This window comes from Blautia sp. HA3515, assembly GCF_059933065.1.
Map to the genome: position 1 here is coordinate 1 of NZ_JAYFUY010000030.1, position 16,347 is coordinate 16,347.

The window sequence follows — 16,347 nt, forward strand, 5'->3', positions numbered from 1 at the left end:
CATGATTCAACGTCGCTACTTTGCGCCCATCTCTTAGCACTGTTACCCTGTCGGCCAAAGCAAATATTTCATTCATTCGATGAGAAATATAAATGATCGTTGTCCGTTTTTGTTTTAACATATCAATCATATGAAACAATGCGTTAATCTCTTCTGCATTCAAATTAGCTGTCGGTTCATCCATGATAACCACGGATGCATTCTGATTGACCGCTCTCGCAATCTCAACCATTTTTCTTGTCGATACGGGCAATTCCCGCATTTTTTTCGTTATATCAATGGACAGTCCCATGTCCTGCATAAGTTTTTTTGCTTCTGACACCAGTCTCCCTTTATCAATAAAAATACCGCCTGGCAGTTTTGGTTCTCTCCCCAAAAATATATTTTCTGCCACAGTCATTTCCGGAATCTCCTGTATCTCCTGAAAACAGCGTACTTATACCTGCCCGCTGGGCATCTGTAGGGCAGCCAAACTTTACAGGTTTTCCATGAAATACAATTTGTCCAGCAGTTGGTTGATGCACTCCGGAAATAGCTTTTATGATGGTGGATTTTCCAGCGCCATTTTCCCCGACAAGTGCATGAAATTCACCTTCCCTAAATTCTATATTTACATCTTCCAGAACGGTTGTCTCACCAAAGGTTTTTTTAAGGCCCTTTAATTCCAATACATTTTCCATAATTTCCCTACTTTCTTCTTATCCAAATCTTAAGCTTGTTAAAGGCAGATGAACTATCTTTCACTGAAATAATAACTGCAAAGAGGATAATCAGGCCCTGAACCAATTGCTGCAAATAAGAGCTGACGCCTATTAGCGAAAACAGATTTGAAAGAAGCCCGTAAAGAAGCGCGCCAAGCAAAGCTCCTGTCACACTCCCTGTCCCTCCAGCCAGGGACGCTCCTCCAAGCGCAACTGCTGCAATCGCATTCATCTCCATGCCAGCTGCCCCCTGCGAAGATGTACATGGTCAACGCGCGGGTCCTTGTCACCGTCAAAAGCCCCGATATCGCTGCACACAGCGAACAGAATACATACGCGGAAACCCTATAAAAAAACTAACCTTTACACCTGAGTTATAGGCTGCCAGAGCATTCGATCCTGTGACATAAAGCTGTCTTCCATATACAGTCTTACTCATAACAAACAATGCAACAATAAATGCAATTACCATGATAACAACCTGGATCGGAACTATGCCTATATATCCAGTCCCAATATTGATAAAGGCCTTCGGAATATTTTTGCCCGAAAGACTTTGCGCTCCTGAGATAACAAGTATCAGCCCGGCAAGAATCTCTTTCATTACCAGAGTCACTACAAATGGCTGAAGTTTCCCAAAAGTAACTAATAGCCCATTAATCAATCCGCACCCCATAGCAAGAAGAATAACACAGATAATTGTAGGTGCAACACCGCATCCATTGTTTAACATGATTATGGAAGCCATTCCAACGATCTGAATGGTCGACCCGATAGAAAGATCAATTCCACCAATCAGAATAACAAAGAACATACCTATCGCAGCAATTGCCGTATATGCGGTCTGCCGCAAAAGATTCAGAATATTGGTTACCGTCATAAAGTATTCTGATAAAAATGGAGAAGCAATCAGAAAGATGACGATTAATACCGCAATGGAAATTTCATTTATATTTTCCCGAAAAAATATCTTTCTCTTATTTTGATTTTCCATTTAATTGGTTTCTCCTTTCTCTACTTGATTTCCATATCTTTTCTGTGATTTTATTATATTTTTTACCGTCATTACTTACAATGTGCAAAACTTTGGGTATGGGGGTGTTTTTTTGGCATTTATTTTTCAAACACCAGAAAGCTTTATGCGAATATTAAAAATAAGCATAAAAAAACGACTTTCCATTTGCCGGAAATCATGTTTTCATACAAAAAATGAAATAGTAATTGCACCTGCATTTTTGACTGAGTATAATGGTAGATATGAAAATAATTACTAATTTATAATAGATAAGGATGCACCGACAGAAATGAATACACAAGAAAATAATCGACATGCCGCACATACTACTCCCAGGCGTAAACATTCACAGATTCGATGAAAACAGCTGCCACATCTCTATCTGTTTCCCGTTGTGCTGATTTATTTTGAATGTGTCCTGCGCATCTGCACCGGCACCGGACTGTTCTCACATATTATTTACCCAATTTTATTCGGTCTCGGCAGCCGGATTCTTTTTTGCAGGAATCACTTCCCTTTTTCCGCATAAAATAAACCGGATCATCACGATTGTTATTCTATTTTTGACTGGTCTGATCTTTACTGCGGAGTGCCTTGTAAAGCGCAGTTTTCAGTTTTATATGCCTCTTGGCGGGATTTCAAGCGAAGCCGGGGACGTAGCAGGCGCATATCTGGCAGAGGCTTCCCGTGCTATTTTTCACGGACTGCCAGCCATTGTGCTGTTTTTCCTGCCAGGCATTCTGTATGCCGCATACGGGAAAAAGTATATGCCTGCCAGACGCTATAAACCTGCAGGTGTTGTTAAAATTTCCGCTTATTCCGTCGTATGTATGCTTCTGGCCGTCCTTGTGGCAAATGTTGGAAATTCTGCGCTAAAATATAAAAAGCAGTACAAATTTGATACCGCTACCGAATATTTTGGTCTTATAACCAGTCTCAGACTGGATGCAAAATATGCTATTTTCGGAAATGACGCTGCCCATTCCTTTATTCCGTCAGAATCAGCCAAATCCGACGGGGAAACAGAATCGGGCACACCCACTGCCGATCCGAGTGGACAAAACAGCGATTCCCAGACAGCCGGGAGCACTGTAACCTCCCCTGAGGAGATCAACTATGACCAAAACGTAATGAATCTTCCTCTGGATGAAATCAGTGCAACCACTACGGATGAAGATATCCGGTCGCTCAATGACTATGTAGCAAGCCTTACTCCCAGCAGTCAGAACAAATATACCGGAATCTTTAAAGGCAAAAATCTGATCCTGATCTGTGCAGAAGCATTCTCTGACATGGTAATCGCCGAACAGCTGACGCCTACTCTCTATCGAATGGCTCATAAAGGATTTTATTTTTCCGAATATTATCAGCCGAACTGGGGCGGCAGTACCTCCACCGGTGAATATTCCTTTCTCATCGGTCTTGTTCCGCTGCACGCGGACCAAAGCATGCTGGAAGTAAAAAACAATAATCTGTATTTTACCATGGGCAATCAACTCAGGCGTCAGGGATATTACAGCTGCGCTTACCACAATGGCAATTATGACTATTACTCCCGTAATCTGACCCACGAGAATCTTGGTTACGATCAGTATCTGGGACTTGGCAACGGTCTGGAAGACCTCACTGGATGGTGGCCGGATGATAAGCGCATGTTTGATCTGACACTGGAAACCTATATCGACAAACAGCCCTTCAGCATCTACTATATGACCATCAGTGGTCACTGTATTTATACCTCAGATGACGAAAAAACTCTCGAAAACGAAGAATACGTCCGTAGTATCGTAGGTGACCGATATAAGGACACTACCGTTTATTACCTCTGCTATCAGCTGAAGCTTGAGCAGGCGCTGACCAGCCTGATTGAGCAGCTGGAAACAGCCGGCATCGCAGACGACACCGTAATCTGCCTCACCGCCGACCATTATCCATACGGCCTGGAAAACACCGCAACCTTTGGGAACGACCAGGACTACGTATCTGATTTATATGGTTACACATACACCAATGACTGGGAGCAGGACCACAATTCATGGCTCATCTGGTCCGATTCTCTGGAAAATGAGTACAAAGATCTGGTATGTGAGATCAGCAAGCCAACCTATAGCCTGGATGTTCTCCCGACTCTGTTCAAACCTAGGGCTGTTTCACGAAAGAATTGAACCTGATGTCATATTTAATTCTCATTAATACAATGCATTGTTTGTATTTTCTATCTAAAAAGGGCATAAAATCCCTGTTGATCTGATCATAGGGCTTTCCATTATCATCATATAAACATCTATTCAGAGGCTTTCCATTCAACTTTCCTTCATCATCACAAATAATTCCCACACGGTCATGAAACGGATATACAACCTGAATAGTATCCCCTGCAATTCTCTGTAGTTCTCTCAATGTATGTTCAATTTCCTTCACATAAGGCCGTTTCTGCGGCTCAACAATCACTACCTTCATCATTTCTCCCATTTTTGATTTTCCTCCTGTGCTTTGATAATTTCCACCAGTTCCACATCATTTATCTGTTCCAGCTTATTGATCGCGCCAGAAGCCACTTTCTTCATTTCTGGATCGCATTTCGGCATAAGCTGTAAAAGTTCCTGTATAATCCCTCTTCGATCCTTTGCATCACATGAAGCAATTAAACACTCTTCCTCAACTGTCATTCTGTTCATTTGAACCGATCCTCCCTCCCAGTAACCTGCTGATTTTCCTGTTTTGAAACCTGCAACTTCTTCTGTCTCAAATTACCCAATAACGACTTTTTAGGCTGACACATAGAAAAAGACAGCTGATCTTTCTCCGCTGTCCCAAGTTTTTTTTCATGCTCTAACCGTCTTCGAGATTCCTTCATCCCTTCGGCTGACATATTTGCATCAGCATATACCTGCACATTCAATCCTTTCTGCAGGCCAAGCCTGATTTCACGCATCTGCTCTGCCGTTAAATTTGGATTAGCTATTAAACTAATATCCAACTTTTTCTGCATAGATCTTTCAATCTCTCCCCACTGCTCACTTGTATATAACATTCTGGGTGTCACATCATAAAGAATCTGTCTTTCAATATCCTTGATTTCTTCGTCTGATAATGGCCTTTCTATCAAAGACACACTTTTGTTACCAAGCATAAAATGCCGTACATCACAGCCTCTTTCCATCTGTGCAATCAGGAAATCCATGTGTCGAGATGAAAATTCTGGATTCATTAAATGATCCACACAGACATCTTTCTCCGCTGCTAATCGAATTTTTTCAAGTTGAGGCTCCGTAAAATCGTTTTCATTCAAATATGCTACAGAAAAAGCTTCCTCCATCCGGACACCAACTAAACCACGCTGTACTCCATCATCCAGCACATATCCAGCATCATACAATTTCTTTGCTTCGTGAAATCTCACCTTGTTATTCAACAGCTCTTCATCTATTGCAAATGTATTGGCTGTCCGAAATCCCTGCTCATCCAAAATCGCTTTTCTGGCTAACAATAATGGTGTTTCTTCATTTCCATACTGTCCCGATGCAATTTCATCGTAAATTTTATCATAGAGAGAATAGTCCCATTCCCCTTCTTCTGTCCGATGCATCCACAGATAATGTTCTTCTCCTACCTTATATGCCGCTGTATTCGGTTCTTTTTCCTGCAGATAACCTCTTTCTTCCATTTCCTTCTTACAATCTGCAATCGCTTTTCTGACAAGAGAACTTTCCCGATAATGTTTAATCTGGTAAATGTCCTCTTCCAAAATTTTTCCCTGCTGCATCAAATCGAATCGACCTGCATAGTCGCTGTCATCCTGTAGATCAAATCCAATCCCCTTTCCACCATTCAATCGTTCTGCAGGAATTTTTTCATAAATATCCATTGCTTCATGTAACGTCAGTCCTTCTTTGTACTCTCCAAGACTTACAAATTCCATACATTCTGCTACATAAAAAGTAATGTTTGGCTTTTCTACCATATTCTGTCGCTGATAATAAGAAAGCTCATGTGGATTTTCCAAGCCAAACACATTGTAAACTTCATTATCAATAGCTTTTTGCAGTTCTGGATCTTTTGACAGCGTAAAATATCGGAAACCTGATGTAGATGAATATTCCAATTCTTCCCGGATACATCTGATGTAGGCATCCTTATCTGTATACTCGAACTGTTCTCCACTGGCATATTCAACATATCCAACAATTTCTTTCTCCGGTTCGGTTTCCATAGTTTTTTCCAGTTCTGCCTTCATATCATGTTCCTCTTCAATTTCTTTTCTGTGTTCATCAATTTCTTGGATCATTTCACCTGCAGCTTTTCTGATCCGTTCCAAAGCTCCTCTCAACTCTGGGACTTCTCTTCCTGATGACCAGCCAACTAGGTAAGGAAAGCTATATTCAGATGTATCAATGCCATAATGCTGGCAAATAACATAGGCCACCGATTCCGCTTCCACTTCTTTTGTATTTCGATCAATGTGCAATTCCTTATTTTTTTCTTTATCTGCATGTATCTTCTGATGCGCCATTTCATGAATCAGGGTTTTTACATTTTGTATTTCACTCATTCCCTCTTTTAACGCAATTCTATTTTCTATTGGATGATAATAGCCCTTTGCTCCACCCGTAATGTTTTCAAGTGTAATCGGCACCGGGCAACTTCTTTTCAATGCCTCATACAAGTATTCGTATCCCTCTATATTCCCTGACAATTCATCAATTCCAAGCATCGGGATCTCCTCTCCCTCTGTTTGGCTCACATCAAATACATGTGCTATCTTGAATGCCGGTATCTTAATCTCTACCTCTTCTTTAACTGGATTTTTGTTTTGATCCAAAACAGGCATATGAGTCTCCGGATCAATTTTTGTTCTGAGCTGACGCACTTTATACGGAGCCGGAGCCAATATCCGGATTCCTTTCTCTCCCTTTTTTACATACCGCTTAAATGAATTTTTCCACGTTGTAAAACCAGCGACCAGAGTTGCCTCTGGCCGCTGCATCGCTATCAACAATGTATTATTCAGAGAGTAGTCATGGAATTTCGCCATAGTGCAGAGAAATTCCTTATCGCGATCACTTTCAAATAACTCTTTTACTCCACCTTCCAGCTGTTCCAGAATTTTCTTAATTTCCTGCTGTTGTTTTGTCTCTGCCATGTATCCGTCCCACCATTACTTTAATTTTTTTCTTATAGATTCCCTTTTTGAAGGTTCTTTTTTCTGTTCTACTACATTTTTTGCTTTCTCCATAAAAAGTAAAAAGTATGCTTTGCTTATCTTTTCCACTTTACTTTCATTGTTTTTTTCAATCTGAATCTCGTTTTTCATCTGCTCACCTTTCTAAAAAAGGCAGACGAAAACTCGCCTGCCTCCATTGCTTTCTTATAAACTTAAATTATCATTTCTTTTATGCTGCTCATTATTTTTTGTTTTTTTATTCATTTTCTGAGCCTTTGCTTTCATAACACGCAATACAAAAGTAACCTCTCTTCCACTTTCCAATTCTTGAATCTTCTGCTGTTTCCGTTCTGCATATTTTGTACCTCGTTCAAAAATTCGGTCATCCGCATCATAGTGATAACACTCTCTGATCCCAGCTGCGCCGATTTTCTTCCTCACACCGACTATTTACCTTCTCTAACCATACTATTCATCTCTGGAATTTCATCCACACCACAATCACATACTGTAAGAACTTCCTCTGTAGAAGATGGGATGACATAAGAACTTCCACCGTATTTCTCTGCTAACTCATTGCCGCCAGCATGATCAGCCCATATTTCAAATAGGTATTCATCTTTCTTTTATTTACTTTATCTTCCTTCATCTTCATCCTCCAAATAGCTGAATATATCCTCCACCTGAACCTGACAGATCTGTGCCAGCTTCAGGGCAAGTGTTACCGATGGGGAATAATCGCCTCTTTCGATCAGGCTGATGGTCTGTCGGGATACTCCTGCAAGCTTCCCCATTTGCGCCTGATTGATTCCAAGTCTGGCTCTTTGTTCCTTCAGGTGATTCACCAACGGCATTCATATTCCTCCCTTCCTTTTCTTTTGTTGGTCTTTTGTTCTTTTTTTGGTCTTTTGTTCTTTTGTTTCTTTTGTTCCTTTTGTTGTCTTCTATACATGACTTGTATTTTTGTCATTTTGACAACTTTTCTTGTTATTCAATATAACATTGACAAATATACTTGTCAACAGATTTTAAAAAGATTTTAAAAATGTTTCTTTATGCAGCATTTTGTATCTAACTATCCCATATAATTATGGACAGCTGTTACAGATTTTTCTGTAGCATAAAATTCAAAGATATGGTAAGATAAATCTATGAATCTGCATAAACTGAAATAAAACACAGATTCCATCACTCAATCATGAGATAATGCGCAGACCGTGACCATAACCGACGTTCTCTGCCAATACATCACACAATGTTTAATAAAACGGAGGTAGCTATGAAAAAAATGAGAAAATTAGCAGCATTGGCTTCTTGTTCTGCAATCCTTGGCATTTCCGCAGTACCATACAATGTGCTTGCTGCAGATTCCTATGCCGAAGCCGAAAACTCAGCACTGGATAACGCCCTGGAAACTTTCCGTGCAATTTATGGGCAGAGCCTGGAAAACAGCAAAAAAAAGCTTATGAAGGACAGGGTGTGGATTTCTCCCTTAAGTTAGAAGATGGGGCGAAGTCGCTTCTCAGTGCATTTTTACCTGTAGATCTTTCCTGCTGGATTCCATCGGCATTAATGGCGATGTTACCCTTGAAGCATCCAGGTTAGGAGAAGACCTTACCTTAAAAGTAAACGACAAAGATATCTGCTCTGCACAGTTGTATATGGATATGTGTCCACAATGGATATATATATGAGCATTCCGGAACTTATTGATGGTTATATCAAAGTCAATGCCAACAGTGCTGCCCAGGAAGAAGCAGAAGCAGCTGAAGACGCAGCAGACGACCTGGGTATTTCTGTAACAGACGATCTTCCGGTAGATACAGAGAACCTTACCGAATACATGGATGCTATGATGAAATTCCAGGAGTCCATGCCTGAAGCTGACACAATTTCCAATATGATTGATAAATATCTGTCTATTGCTGTAGATCACGCAGCAGAAGCAGAAAGCGGAAGTGAGACCCTTTCTGTTGATACTGTCAGCGTAGACTGCACTACCATGGAAGGTACTATTTCCGGAGAGAATCTTATTCCTGCTTTAACAGATATAGTAGAAGCACTGAAGGATGATGAAGATTTCAAATCCCTTTTTGAATCTGCAGCTATTCTTGCACCAGATGCAGACTATACATATGACGATTTCCAGAGCAGTCTGGATGAAGTTTTGGATGCTCTTCAGTCTGAGGATATATCAACAGAGGATATCACCCAGAGCTTTACCTCCAAAATCTGGATTGACAGTGACGATAATGTAGTGGGACATGAGCTTTCCTATGCTGATGAAGAGGGCTCACATCCATTTTTCCTGTATCAGACCCCAACAGATGGAGACAATGCAGGATACCGTTTACATGCAGGTTTGGACGACAGCAGTATCGACATCGTAGGAAGCGGTCAGGTAACAGATGGTACCTTGAATGGTTACTATGAGCTTTCTGTTGACTCTCAGCCGATCCTTGGCGTTACTGTTTCAGACTATGATACAGAATCCCTGAAAACCGAAGGTCTTGTTCATGGTTCTTATGACCTTTCCATTTTCCAGGGCGACATGGATGATTCTACTTATGAGACTGTCAGCGCTTTCGGTATCAAACTGACTTTAGACGGTATGAACTTTGCACTGGATCTGTCCATGAGCGGCACTCCTCTGGCAACCCTGTCTGCCCAGGTTCATGATGCAGATCCTGTGACCTTTGTAGATCCTTCTGAGATGGATCCTATCTATGATGTAGACAATGATGAGGACGGTGATGCATTTGCTTCCTCTATGAGCCTTGATACCATTCTGCAGAACCTGACAGATGCAGGTATGCCAGCTGATTTCTTTGACACTCTGGTAAATGGCTCTTCTGATACCACAGATACTGACACTATGGATGATACTTTTGAAGATAACACCGCAGCAGACGATGATACTGCAATTGATGACACTGCTGAATAAATATTTCTGCAGGGAAATGCAGTATATAGATTCATAAGCAATAATGCAGATTACTACTATATTTGTGTTTTCCCACAAATATTAAAAGATCCTGACACGTACAGAGATTATTATCCCTGTGTTCCGTGCAGGATCTTTTTTTATATCACTGATTATCCCTAATCTGACTGACATCAAATCAGAAATGTGTCTTATTTTCTAGAAACACTTTTGTAAAAATAAAGCGGATCAATGGTCCACAATACATGAGCTGCCAGAAAAAGCTACTGGAAAATTCATAAAGGTTGTCTGTAACCACACAGCAACAAACTGGGAGCCAGCATTCTTAAACAATATTGTGGCAATTAAGCTCATAGTCGGACACATAATACAGATAATCATAACAGAAATAGCAATGGTAATAGCAATTGGTCTGTCCTTTTGTGTTACAATGCGAAATGCCAGCTTATGTGCCAAATTATCTACAATGAAAAATTCCTGCACAAATGCAGTCGGCCACATAATCTTCATTTCACCAAAAGCCATAAGAAAGACCTGATTACTCATTCCACCGATATTCAGGGAAATGTTGTAGCAAACCATGGCATACACCATAAGGAATGACATCATGAGAGTAAAAATAACATTTTGAAACTTTGTTTTAGGCATAAAATTGTTCTCCTTTTTTTAATTTTGAGGCACAAAAAAGACACTCGTGTTGTTCGTTATCAAGCATACACTTGTGTCGTTTCCAATTTTATACCAGTGCTGTTTTGTTATTAGATTAGACAGCAATGTTACCTGTCGGCCACATTACCAAGAAATTATTATACCAGACAATTAAAAAAATGCAACCCCAAAAACAGAATGCCAAAGCAATGCAACACATAAAATAAGCCTTGGTAAATGACAGTGATAATAACTGCCCGGGGAACATCTGAAATCGAAGTCCTGATATATAACATATCCTTTGTGAATAATGCGGCCTGAACAAATAACTTCAAGTCGAGCAATTACTTCTACCTCCGTCCAGATATCGGAATCCACAGCAGCCCGCTCCACCGGAATGCCCTTCAGATACCGCTCCATGAAACGATTATAACCTTCTATACCTTCCGGATCTGGAGTAAGGGTGGTGCCCATATTCCCTGCAAATACCTTCTGATCCAGGAAGTCCTCCAGTGTTTCACGCTCTTTCTTGTGGATCAGATAAGATGCCAGAACTGCAATTCCCCAGGCGCCTCCCTCTCCTGCTGTATCCATAACAGAAACCGGTGCTCCTACAGCATCTGCCAGGATCTGCTGGCCTACGCCCTTGGTCTTGAACAGCCCGCCATGACCCAGGAGACGGCTCACCTTCACATTCTCCTTCTTGAAAAGGATATCCAGTCCTACACGCATAGCTCCCAGACAGGTGTAAAGATTGGTGCGCATAAAATTCGCCAGGGTAAAATGGCTCTCCGGAGATCTTACAAACAAAGGCCGTCCTTCTTCAAATCCAGTCATATGCTCACCGGAATAGTAACAGTAAGACAGAAGTCCACCGCCGTCTTTTTTCGCCCTCCAGAGCCTTTCTGTATAAGGTGCCATAAAGCTGGTTCATATCCACTTCCATCCCCATAGCCTGGGCAAACTCTTTAAAAATACCTACCCATGCATTCAGATCTGTGGTGCAGTTATTAGAATGTGCCATAGCTACCGGATGTCCGGATGGTGTGGCAACCATATCAATCTCCTTATAAGGAGCAGATAATTCCTTCTCCAGTACAATAGAGGCAAATACCGAAGTACCTGCTGAAACATTCCCTGTGCGCATAGCAACGCTGTTAGTGGCAACCATGCCAGTGCCCGCATCCCCTTCCGGCGGACACATAGGAATCCCGGCCTGCAATCTGCCGCTCACATCCAAAAGTCTTGCACCCTCTTCTGTCAGACAGCCGGCTTCCTGTCCTGCCACCAAACATCTGGGCATAATATCCCTCAGCTTCCAGCCAAATCCATATGGCTGAACCAGCCGATCAAACTGCTGGACCATGGTCTCATTATAATCCTTCGTCTCACAGTCTACAGGGAACATACCTGCCACGTCCCCGATCCCCAGCACTCTTTGGCCAGTAAGCTTCCAGTGCACGTAAGCCTCAAGAGTAGTAATATAATCAATATCCTTTACATGAGGCTCTCCTTTCAGAATGGCCTGGTATAAATGAGCAATGCTCCATCTCTGGGGAACGTTGTACTGAAAAAGCTCTGAAAGCTTCTCGCTGGCTTCCCCTGTAATATTATTGCGCCAGGTACGGAAAGGAACCAGCAGATTCCCCTCTTTATCAAAAGGCATATAACCATGCATCATAGCACTGATACCTATAGCACCTGTTCTGGTAAGCTCTGTCCCTGCACCATACTTCTCCTTAATATCCATAAGAAGGTTCTGATAGCAGTCCTGAAGTCCGCTCCATACCTCCTCAAGACTATAGGTCCATACTCCATGCTCATAATGATTCTCCCACTCATGTCCTCCAGATGCGATCGGCTCATTCTGATCATTGATCAGCACAGCCTTGATCCTGGTAGACCCAAGCTCAATCCCAAGAGCAGTCCTGCCCTCCAGGATTGCCTGCCTGTTCTCTGCAATACTCATTGTAAAATCCTCCCTTTTCCCTTTCTTGATCTGTCTGCATACCTCTTATCCGACAATACCTATCTCCGTCGAAATAAAAAAGATATCACATATACCCCTAATGCTATCATGACAAGAGACGGCATAATACGCCCGATCATTCGGATCAGCACACTTAAAATCCCCACAAAGATCACAAGAGAGATCAGCTCTCAAACCAGGACTTATCCTGAAAGCTGTGAACCTGTCTCTTGTCTTCGCTATAGCTATCCCCGGAAAAACCAGAATCTTCTGTAGAATACTCCTCATAGGATATATTTCCATTATCCGTATCTGTATCCAGAAGCGTCCTGGCGATCAGTCTGGGATCTCCCAGTTCGTCCAGTACATCCTGCTCTGATCTGCCCTTCATCACCTGGGACTGTATATAATCCTCATAATACCTTAAATGTGCAGCAATCTTCCCTTCATGCATCTGCCCGGTCAGCTGACTCTGTAAAATGTCTAAAAATCCTCTTCGATCCATGCTGTATCCAACCTCTCGTTCTGTATCGTAATTGGGGCATTTCCTAACATCATGGCTTCATTTTATCATAAAGGGCAGGGATATCCTATATACTTTTTCTAAAATTTCTATAATCTTTTTATCATTTTATGAATTTTGCACAAATTTAACTGTTATTTTTCTATCAATTAACATTGATAAATACTTGACAATCTCATTTACTTATGCTAAAGTGATTTTATCAGTTGAAAAGCTTCTGAATACTGACGGATTCGTGGAATTGACCACAGGGATTTCAGAAGTTGGACACAGCCGACCGTCTGGGCAGTATTTGATCTCATCAGATACTGCCCTTTTTTAACAGGATGATGGCATTGTACCCATCCTGTGGTCCGGCAGCAATGTTCCCGGAGAGTAAAGGCAGAATATTCCCGGAAGGCTATCAATATTTATTCAGAATCAGGAGGAGAAATTTATGGGATTCAAAACTGACATTGAGATCGCACAGGAGTGCACTATGCAGCCGATCACTGAGATCGCAGAAAAAGCAGGGATTGATGACAAATACCTGGAGCAGTACGGAAAGTACAAAGCAAAAATCGATTACAATCTTTTAAAAGAATCTGACAAAGAAAATGGAAAGCTGATCCTTGTTACTGCTATTAACCCTACACCGGCTGGTGAAGGTAAGACAACTACTACCGTTGGTCTGGCTGATGCAATGCAGAAAATGGGCAAAAGTGTTATGGTAGCTCTCCGTGAGCCATCCCTTGGACCGGTATTCGGTGTTAAAGGCGGTGCAGCAGGCGGCGGATACGCACAGGTTGTTCCTATGGAGGATATCAACCTTCACTTTACAGGTGATTTCCATGCCATCGGTGCAGCAAATAACCTGCTGGCAGCAATGATCGACAACCATATTTTCCAGGGAAATGCACTGAACATTGACCCACGTAAGATCACCTGGAGAAGATGTGTAGATATGAATGACCGTCAGCTTCGTAACGTAGTAGACGGCCTTGGCGGAAGAACAAACGGCATGCCTCGTGAAGACGGATACGACATCACTGTTGCATCTGAGATCATGGCTGTTCTTTGCCTTGCAAGTGACATCAAAGACCTGAAAGAACGTCTTTCCAGGATCATCATCGGATATACATATGGCAAACCATCAGAGCAGAAGCCGGTAACAGCTGGTGACCTTCATGCAGAGGGCGCTATGACTGCACTTCTTAAAGATGCCCTGAAGCCAAACCTTGTACAGACACTGGAGCATGTACCGGCAATCGTACACGGCGGACCATTCGCAAACATCGCTCACGGATGCAACTCTGTAACTGCTACAAAAATGGCCTTAAAGCTGGCTGATTACACCATCACAGAGGCTGGTTTTGGTGCTGACCTTGGTGCAGAGAAATTCCTGGATATCAAATGCCGTATGGCAGGCCTGAAGCCAAACGCAGTAGTGATCGTAGCCACTGTACGTGCACTGAAATACAATGGCGGTGTTCCGAAGGCTGATCTGAACAATGAGAATCTGGAAGCACTGGAGAAAGGTCTTCCCAACCTTCTGAAACATGTAAGCAATATCCGCAACGTATACAAGCTGCCATGCGTAGTAGCTATCAACGCATTCCCAACAGATACTAAGGCAGAGCTTGATCTTGTAGAAACAAAATGTAAAGAACTTGGCGTAAACGTAGCACTTTCCGAAGTATGGGCAAAGGGCGGCGAAGGCGGTCTGAAGCTGGCTGAGGAAGTAGTTCGTCTGTGTGATGAGCCAAACGACTTTACATATTCCTATGAGCTGGAAGGTTCCATTGAGGACAAGCTGAACCAGATCGTTCAGAAGATCTATGGCGGTAAGAGAGTTGTTCTTACAGCAAATGCCCAGAAGCAGGCAAAACAGTTAGAGGCTCTTGGCTTTGGCAACTGCCCGATCTGTGTAGCTAAGACACAGTACAGCCTGACAGATGACCAGACCAAGCTTGGCGCTCCTACAGACTTTGAGGTAACAGTACGTAACCTGAAGATTTCTGCAGGTGCCGGCTTCATCGTAGCACTTACCGGCGAGATCATGACCATGCCAGGACTTCCCAAGGTACCGGCAGCTGAGAAGATCGACGTAGACGAGACAGGAAAGATCACCGGATTATTCTAAAGTCAAAAAGGAATAATATGGGAATAATCTAAAGGCAAAGGAGAACAAGAAGATGGGTTTTTCAACCAGTACATGTACTGAATTCGTGGAAGTATTAGCTTCCAAGGCTCCGGTTCCAGGCGGCGGCGGAGCATCAGCCCTTGTGGGAGCTGTTGGTACAGCTCTTGGCAACATGGTGGGCAGCCTGACTGTAGGCAAGAAAAAATATGCAGATGTAGAAGAGGAAATGTGGGAGCTGAAAGGCAAATGTGATCAGCTTCAGAAGGATTTCCTTCGTCTGATCGAGCGAGATGCAGAGGTTTTTGAGCCATTATCAAAAGCGTACGGCATGCCCAAAGAGACAGAAGAAGAGAAAGCTGAGAAAGCAAGAGTTATGGCCATCGTATTAAAGGATGCCTGCTCTGTACCTATGGAGATCATGGAAAAATGCTGTGAGGCACTGGATCTGATCAAAGAGTTTGCAGCAAAAGGTTCCAAGCTGGCGATCAGCGATGCCGGTGTTGCAGCTACCTTCTGTAAGGCAGCTTTAAAAGGAGCAAGCCTGAATGTATATATTAATACAAAATCTATGGCTGACCGTGCATATGCAGAAGAGCTGAATGCAAAAGCAGATGCAATGCTTGAGAAATACACAAAGCTTGCAGATGAGACTTTTGACAGTGTGCTTGCCAGACTGAAATAATTGGGGGCTTTTGACCCCAACATCTAATTTATATAATACAAGGAGATAATCAAAATGGCAAAACAGTTATTAGGAAAAGAAGTAACTGCTGCATTAAATGAGCGTATTAAAGCAGATGTGGCAGCTCTTCAGGCAAAAGGTGTAAATCCTACTCTGTGCATTATCCGTGTAGGTGAGAATCCAAGTGATATTTCCTACGAGAGAGGCGCAACAAAAAGGTGCGAAACTCTTGGAGTTGCATGTGAGAAGATCCTTCTTCCGGAGGATGTGGCTCAGGAAGAACTGCTGAAAGTGATCGATGATGTAAATAAAAATGACAAGATCCATGGCGTTCTGTTATTCCGTCCTCTTCCAAAGCATCTGGATCAGGCAGTGATCGAGAATGCACTTGCACCGGAGAAAGATGTTGACTGTATGACAGATCTTTCCATGTCAGGCGTATTTACAGGCAAGAAGCTTGGCTTCCCGCCATGTACACCACAGGCATGCATGGAGATCCTGGATCATTATGGCATTGACTGCACAGGCAAGAAAGCAGTTGTGATCGGAAGAAGCCTTGTTGTTGGAAAACCGGCAGGA

Annotated in this window: 15 protein-coding genes, 3 pseudogenes and 1 riboswitch; of the genes and pseudogenes, 6 read left to right on the forward strand and 12 right to left on the reverse strand. The window is 42.4% G+C overall.

Going from position 1 to position 16,347, the window contains the following annotated elements:
* The 3 genes and pseudogenes from R1Y93_RS01875 to R1Y93_RS01885 form a co-directional block, all read right to left on the reverse strand.
* Nucleotides 1-400: ATP-binding cassette domain-containing protein (locus R1Y93_RS01875; protein ID WP_500821422.1), on the reverse strand; the 400-nt coding region annotated here is incomplete at its 3' end.
* The gene (locus R1Y93_RS01880) at nucleotides 336-680 is read right to left on the reverse strand and encodes an ATP-binding cassette domain-containing protein (protein ID WP_500821424.1); all 345 of its coding nucleotides are present in this window, start codon (nucleotides 678-680) and stop codon (nucleotides 336-338) included. The genes R1Y93_RS01880 and R1Y93_RS01875, both read right to left, overlap by 65 nt.
* Before the next feature lie 7 nt (nucleotides 681-687).
* Nucleotides 688-1,695, reverse strand: a pseudogene (locus tag R1Y93_RS01885) (ABC transporter permease).
* 584 nt (nucleotides 1,696-2,279) lie between these two features.
* Here R1Y93_RS01885 and R1Y93_RS01890 point away from each other — a divergent pair.
* Nucleotides 2,280-3,881 carry an LTA synthase family protein gene (locus tag R1Y93_RS01890; RefSeq protein WP_500821425.1) on the forward strand — a complete coding sequence of 534 codons (1,602 nt, stop codon included), beginning with the start codon at nucleotides 2,280-2,282 and terminating at the stop codon, nucleotides 3,879-3,881.
* Here the strand turns inward: R1Y93_RS01890 and R1Y93_RS01895 are convergent.
* The 6 genes from R1Y93_RS01895 to R1Y93_RS01920 all read right to left on the reverse strand — a co-directional run bounded on the left by R1Y93_RS01895 (nucleotide 3,856) and on the right by R1Y93_RS01920 (nucleotide 7,734).
* The gene (locus tag R1Y93_RS01895) at nucleotides 3,856-4,188 is read right to left on the reverse strand and encodes a DUF3846 domain-containing protein (RefSeq protein WP_500821426.1); all 333 of its coding nucleotides are present in this window, start codon (nucleotides 4,186-4,188) and stop codon (nucleotides 3,856-3,858) included. The two genes, R1Y93_RS01890 and R1Y93_RS01895, sit on opposite strands and share 26 nt — an antisense overlap.
* Nucleotides 4,176-4,394 (reverse strand): transposon-transfer assisting family protein, encoded by a 219-nt coding sequence (locus R1Y93_RS01900; protein ID WP_500821427.1) that lies wholly within the window; start codon nucleotides 4,392-4,394, stop codon nucleotides 4,176-4,178. The genes R1Y93_RS01895 and R1Y93_RS01900 overlap by 13 nt, the downstream gene beginning before the upstream one ends.
* The gene (locus R1Y93_RS01905) at nucleotides 4,391-6,859 is read right to left on the reverse strand and encodes an LPD16 domain-containing protein (RefSeq protein WP_500821428.1); all 2,469 of its coding nucleotides are present in this window, start codon (nucleotides 6,857-6,859) and stop codon (nucleotides 4,391-4,393) included. Before R1Y93_RS01905 ends, R1Y93_RS01900 begins: the two co-directional genes overlap by 4 nt.
* Before the next feature lie 15 nt (nucleotides 6,860-6,874).
* Nucleotides 6,875-7,030 (reverse strand): hypothetical protein, encoded by a 156-nt coding sequence (locus R1Y93_RS01910; protein ID WP_500821429.1) that lies wholly within the window; start codon nucleotides 7,028-7,030, stop codon nucleotides 6,875-6,877.
* A gap of 54 nt (nucleotides 7,031-7,084) precedes the next feature.
* Nucleotides 7,085-7,321, reverse strand: a complete 237-nt coding sequence (locus tag R1Y93_RS01915; RefSeq protein WP_500821430.1) for a hypothetical protein — start codon at nucleotides 7,319-7,321, stop codon at nucleotides 7,085-7,087.
* Nucleotides 7,322-7,515: 194 nt separating this feature from the next.
* Nucleotides 7,516-7,734: a helix-turn-helix transcriptional regulator gene (locus R1Y93_RS01920; protein WP_500821431.1), complete on the reverse strand. Its 219-nt coding sequence runs from the start codon at nucleotides 7,732-7,734 to the stop codon at nucleotides 7,516-7,518.
* A gap of 434 nt (nucleotides 7,735-8,168) precedes the next feature.
* On the opposite strand from R1Y93_RS01920, the gene R1Y93_RS01925 reads away from it, so the two are divergent.
* Nucleotides 8,169-8,381, forward strand: a complete 213-nt coding sequence (locus R1Y93_RS01925) for a hypothetical protein (RefSeq protein WP_500821432.1) — start codon at nucleotides 8,169-8,171, stop codon at nucleotides 8,379-8,381.
* A gap of 177 nt (nucleotides 8,382-8,558) precedes the next feature.
* Nucleotides 8,559-9,824: a hypothetical protein gene (locus tag R1Y93_RS01930; protein WP_500821433.1), complete on the forward strand. Its 1,266-nt coding sequence runs from the start codon at nucleotides 8,559-8,561 to the stop codon at nucleotides 9,822-9,824.
* A gap of 178 nt (nucleotides 9,825-10,002) precedes the next feature.
* On the opposite strand, the pseudogene R1Y93_RS01935 reads toward R1Y93_RS01930, so the two are convergent.
* From R1Y93_RS01935 to R1Y93_RS01945, 3 genes and pseudogenes are all read right to left on the reverse strand, one after another.
* A pseudogene (locus tag R1Y93_RS01935) lies at nucleotides 10,003-10,472 on the reverse strand (DUF2798 domain-containing protein).
* A 369-nt stretch (nucleotides 10,473-10,841) separates the two neighbouring features.
* Nucleotides 10,842-12,441: pseudogene (locus R1Y93_RS01940) on the reverse strand (xylulokinase); the annotation flags it as partial.
* A gap of 184 nt (nucleotides 12,442-12,625) precedes the next feature.
* Complete coding sequence (locus R1Y93_RS01945) at nucleotides 12,626-12,946, reverse strand: DUF1700 domain-containing protein (protein ID WP_500821434.1); 321 nt, start codon at nucleotides 12,944-12,946, stop codon at nucleotides 12,626-12,628.
* A gap of 228 nt (nucleotides 12,947-13,174) precedes the next feature.
* A riboswitch (ZMP/ZTP riboswitch) is annotated at nucleotides 13,175-13,258 on the forward strand.
* Between the two features lie 142 nt (nucleotides 13,259-13,400).
* Between R1Y93_RS01945 and R1Y93_RS01950 the strand changes: the two genes are divergently transcribed.
* The 3 genes from R1Y93_RS01950 to R1Y93_RS01960 form a co-directional block, all read left to right on the forward strand.
* A complete protein-coding gene (locus tag R1Y93_RS01950; protein ID WP_368189093.1) occupies nucleotides 13,401-15,086 on the forward strand; it encodes a formate--tetrahydrofolate ligase in 1,686 nt (561 codons plus the stop codon).
* 52 nt (nucleotides 15,087-15,138) lie between these two features.
* Nucleotides 15,139-15,768, forward strand: coding sequence for a cyclodeaminase/cyclohydrolase family protein (locus R1Y93_RS01955; protein WP_158420436.1), 630 nt, complete (start codon nucleotides 15,139-15,141; stop codon nucleotides 15,766-15,768).
* A gap of 54 nt (nucleotides 15,769-15,822) precedes the next feature.
* Nucleotides 15,823-16,347 (forward strand): tetrahydrofolate dehydrogenase/cyclohydrolase catalytic domain-containing protein (locus R1Y93_RS01960; RefSeq protein ID WP_500821435.1); only part of this gene is annotated, 525 nt, incomplete at its 3' end.

What these genes read in the sequence shown, in the direction of transcription:
- R1Y93_RS01880 (WP_500821424.1), bottom strand. Translation starts at nt 680, where the DNA reads ATGGAAAATGTATTGGAATTAAAGGGCCTTAAAAAAACCTTTGGTGAG.
- R1Y93_RS01895 (WP_500821426.1), bottom strand. Translation starts at nt 4,188, where the DNA reads ATGGGAGAAATGATGAAGGTAGTGATTGTTGAGCCGCAGAAACGGCCT.
- R1Y93_RS01900 (WP_500821427.1), bottom strand. Translation starts at nt 4,394, where the DNA reads ATGAACAGAATGACAGTTGAGGAAGAGTGTTTAATTGCTTCATGTGAT.
- R1Y93_RS01905 (WP_500821428.1), bottom strand. Translation starts at nt 6,859, where the DNA reads ATGGCAGAGACAAAACAACAGCAGGAAATTAAGAAAATTCTGGAACAG.
- R1Y93_RS01910 (WP_500821429.1), bottom strand. Translation starts at nt 7,030, where the DNA reads ATGAAAAACGAGATTCAGATTGAAAAAAACAATGAAAGTAAAGTGGAA.
- R1Y93_RS01920 (WP_500821431.1), bottom strand. Translation starts at nt 7,734, where the DNA reads ATGCCGTTGGTGAATCACCTGAAGGAACAAAGAGCCAGACTTGGAATC.
- R1Y93_RS01925 (WP_500821432.1), top strand. Translation starts at nt 8,169, where the DNA reads ATGAGAAAATTAGCAGCATTGGCTTCTTGTTCTGCAATCCTTGGCATT.
- R1Y93_RS01930 (WP_500821433.1), top strand. Translation starts at nt 8,559, where the DNA reads ATGGATATATATATGAGCATTCCGGAACTTATTGATGGTTATATCAAA.
- R1Y93_RS01945 (WP_500821434.1), bottom strand. Translation starts at nt 12,946, where the DNA reads ATGGATCGAAGAGGATTTTTAGACATTTTACAGAGTCAGCTGACCGGG.
- R1Y93_RS01950 (WP_368189093.1), top strand. Translation starts at nt 13,401, where the DNA reads ATGGGATTCAAAACTGACATTGAGATCGCACAGGAGTGCACTATGCAG.
- R1Y93_RS01955 (WP_158420436.1), top strand. Translation starts at nt 15,139, where the DNA reads ATGGGTTTTTCAACCAGTACATGTACTGAATTCGTGGAAGTATTAGCT.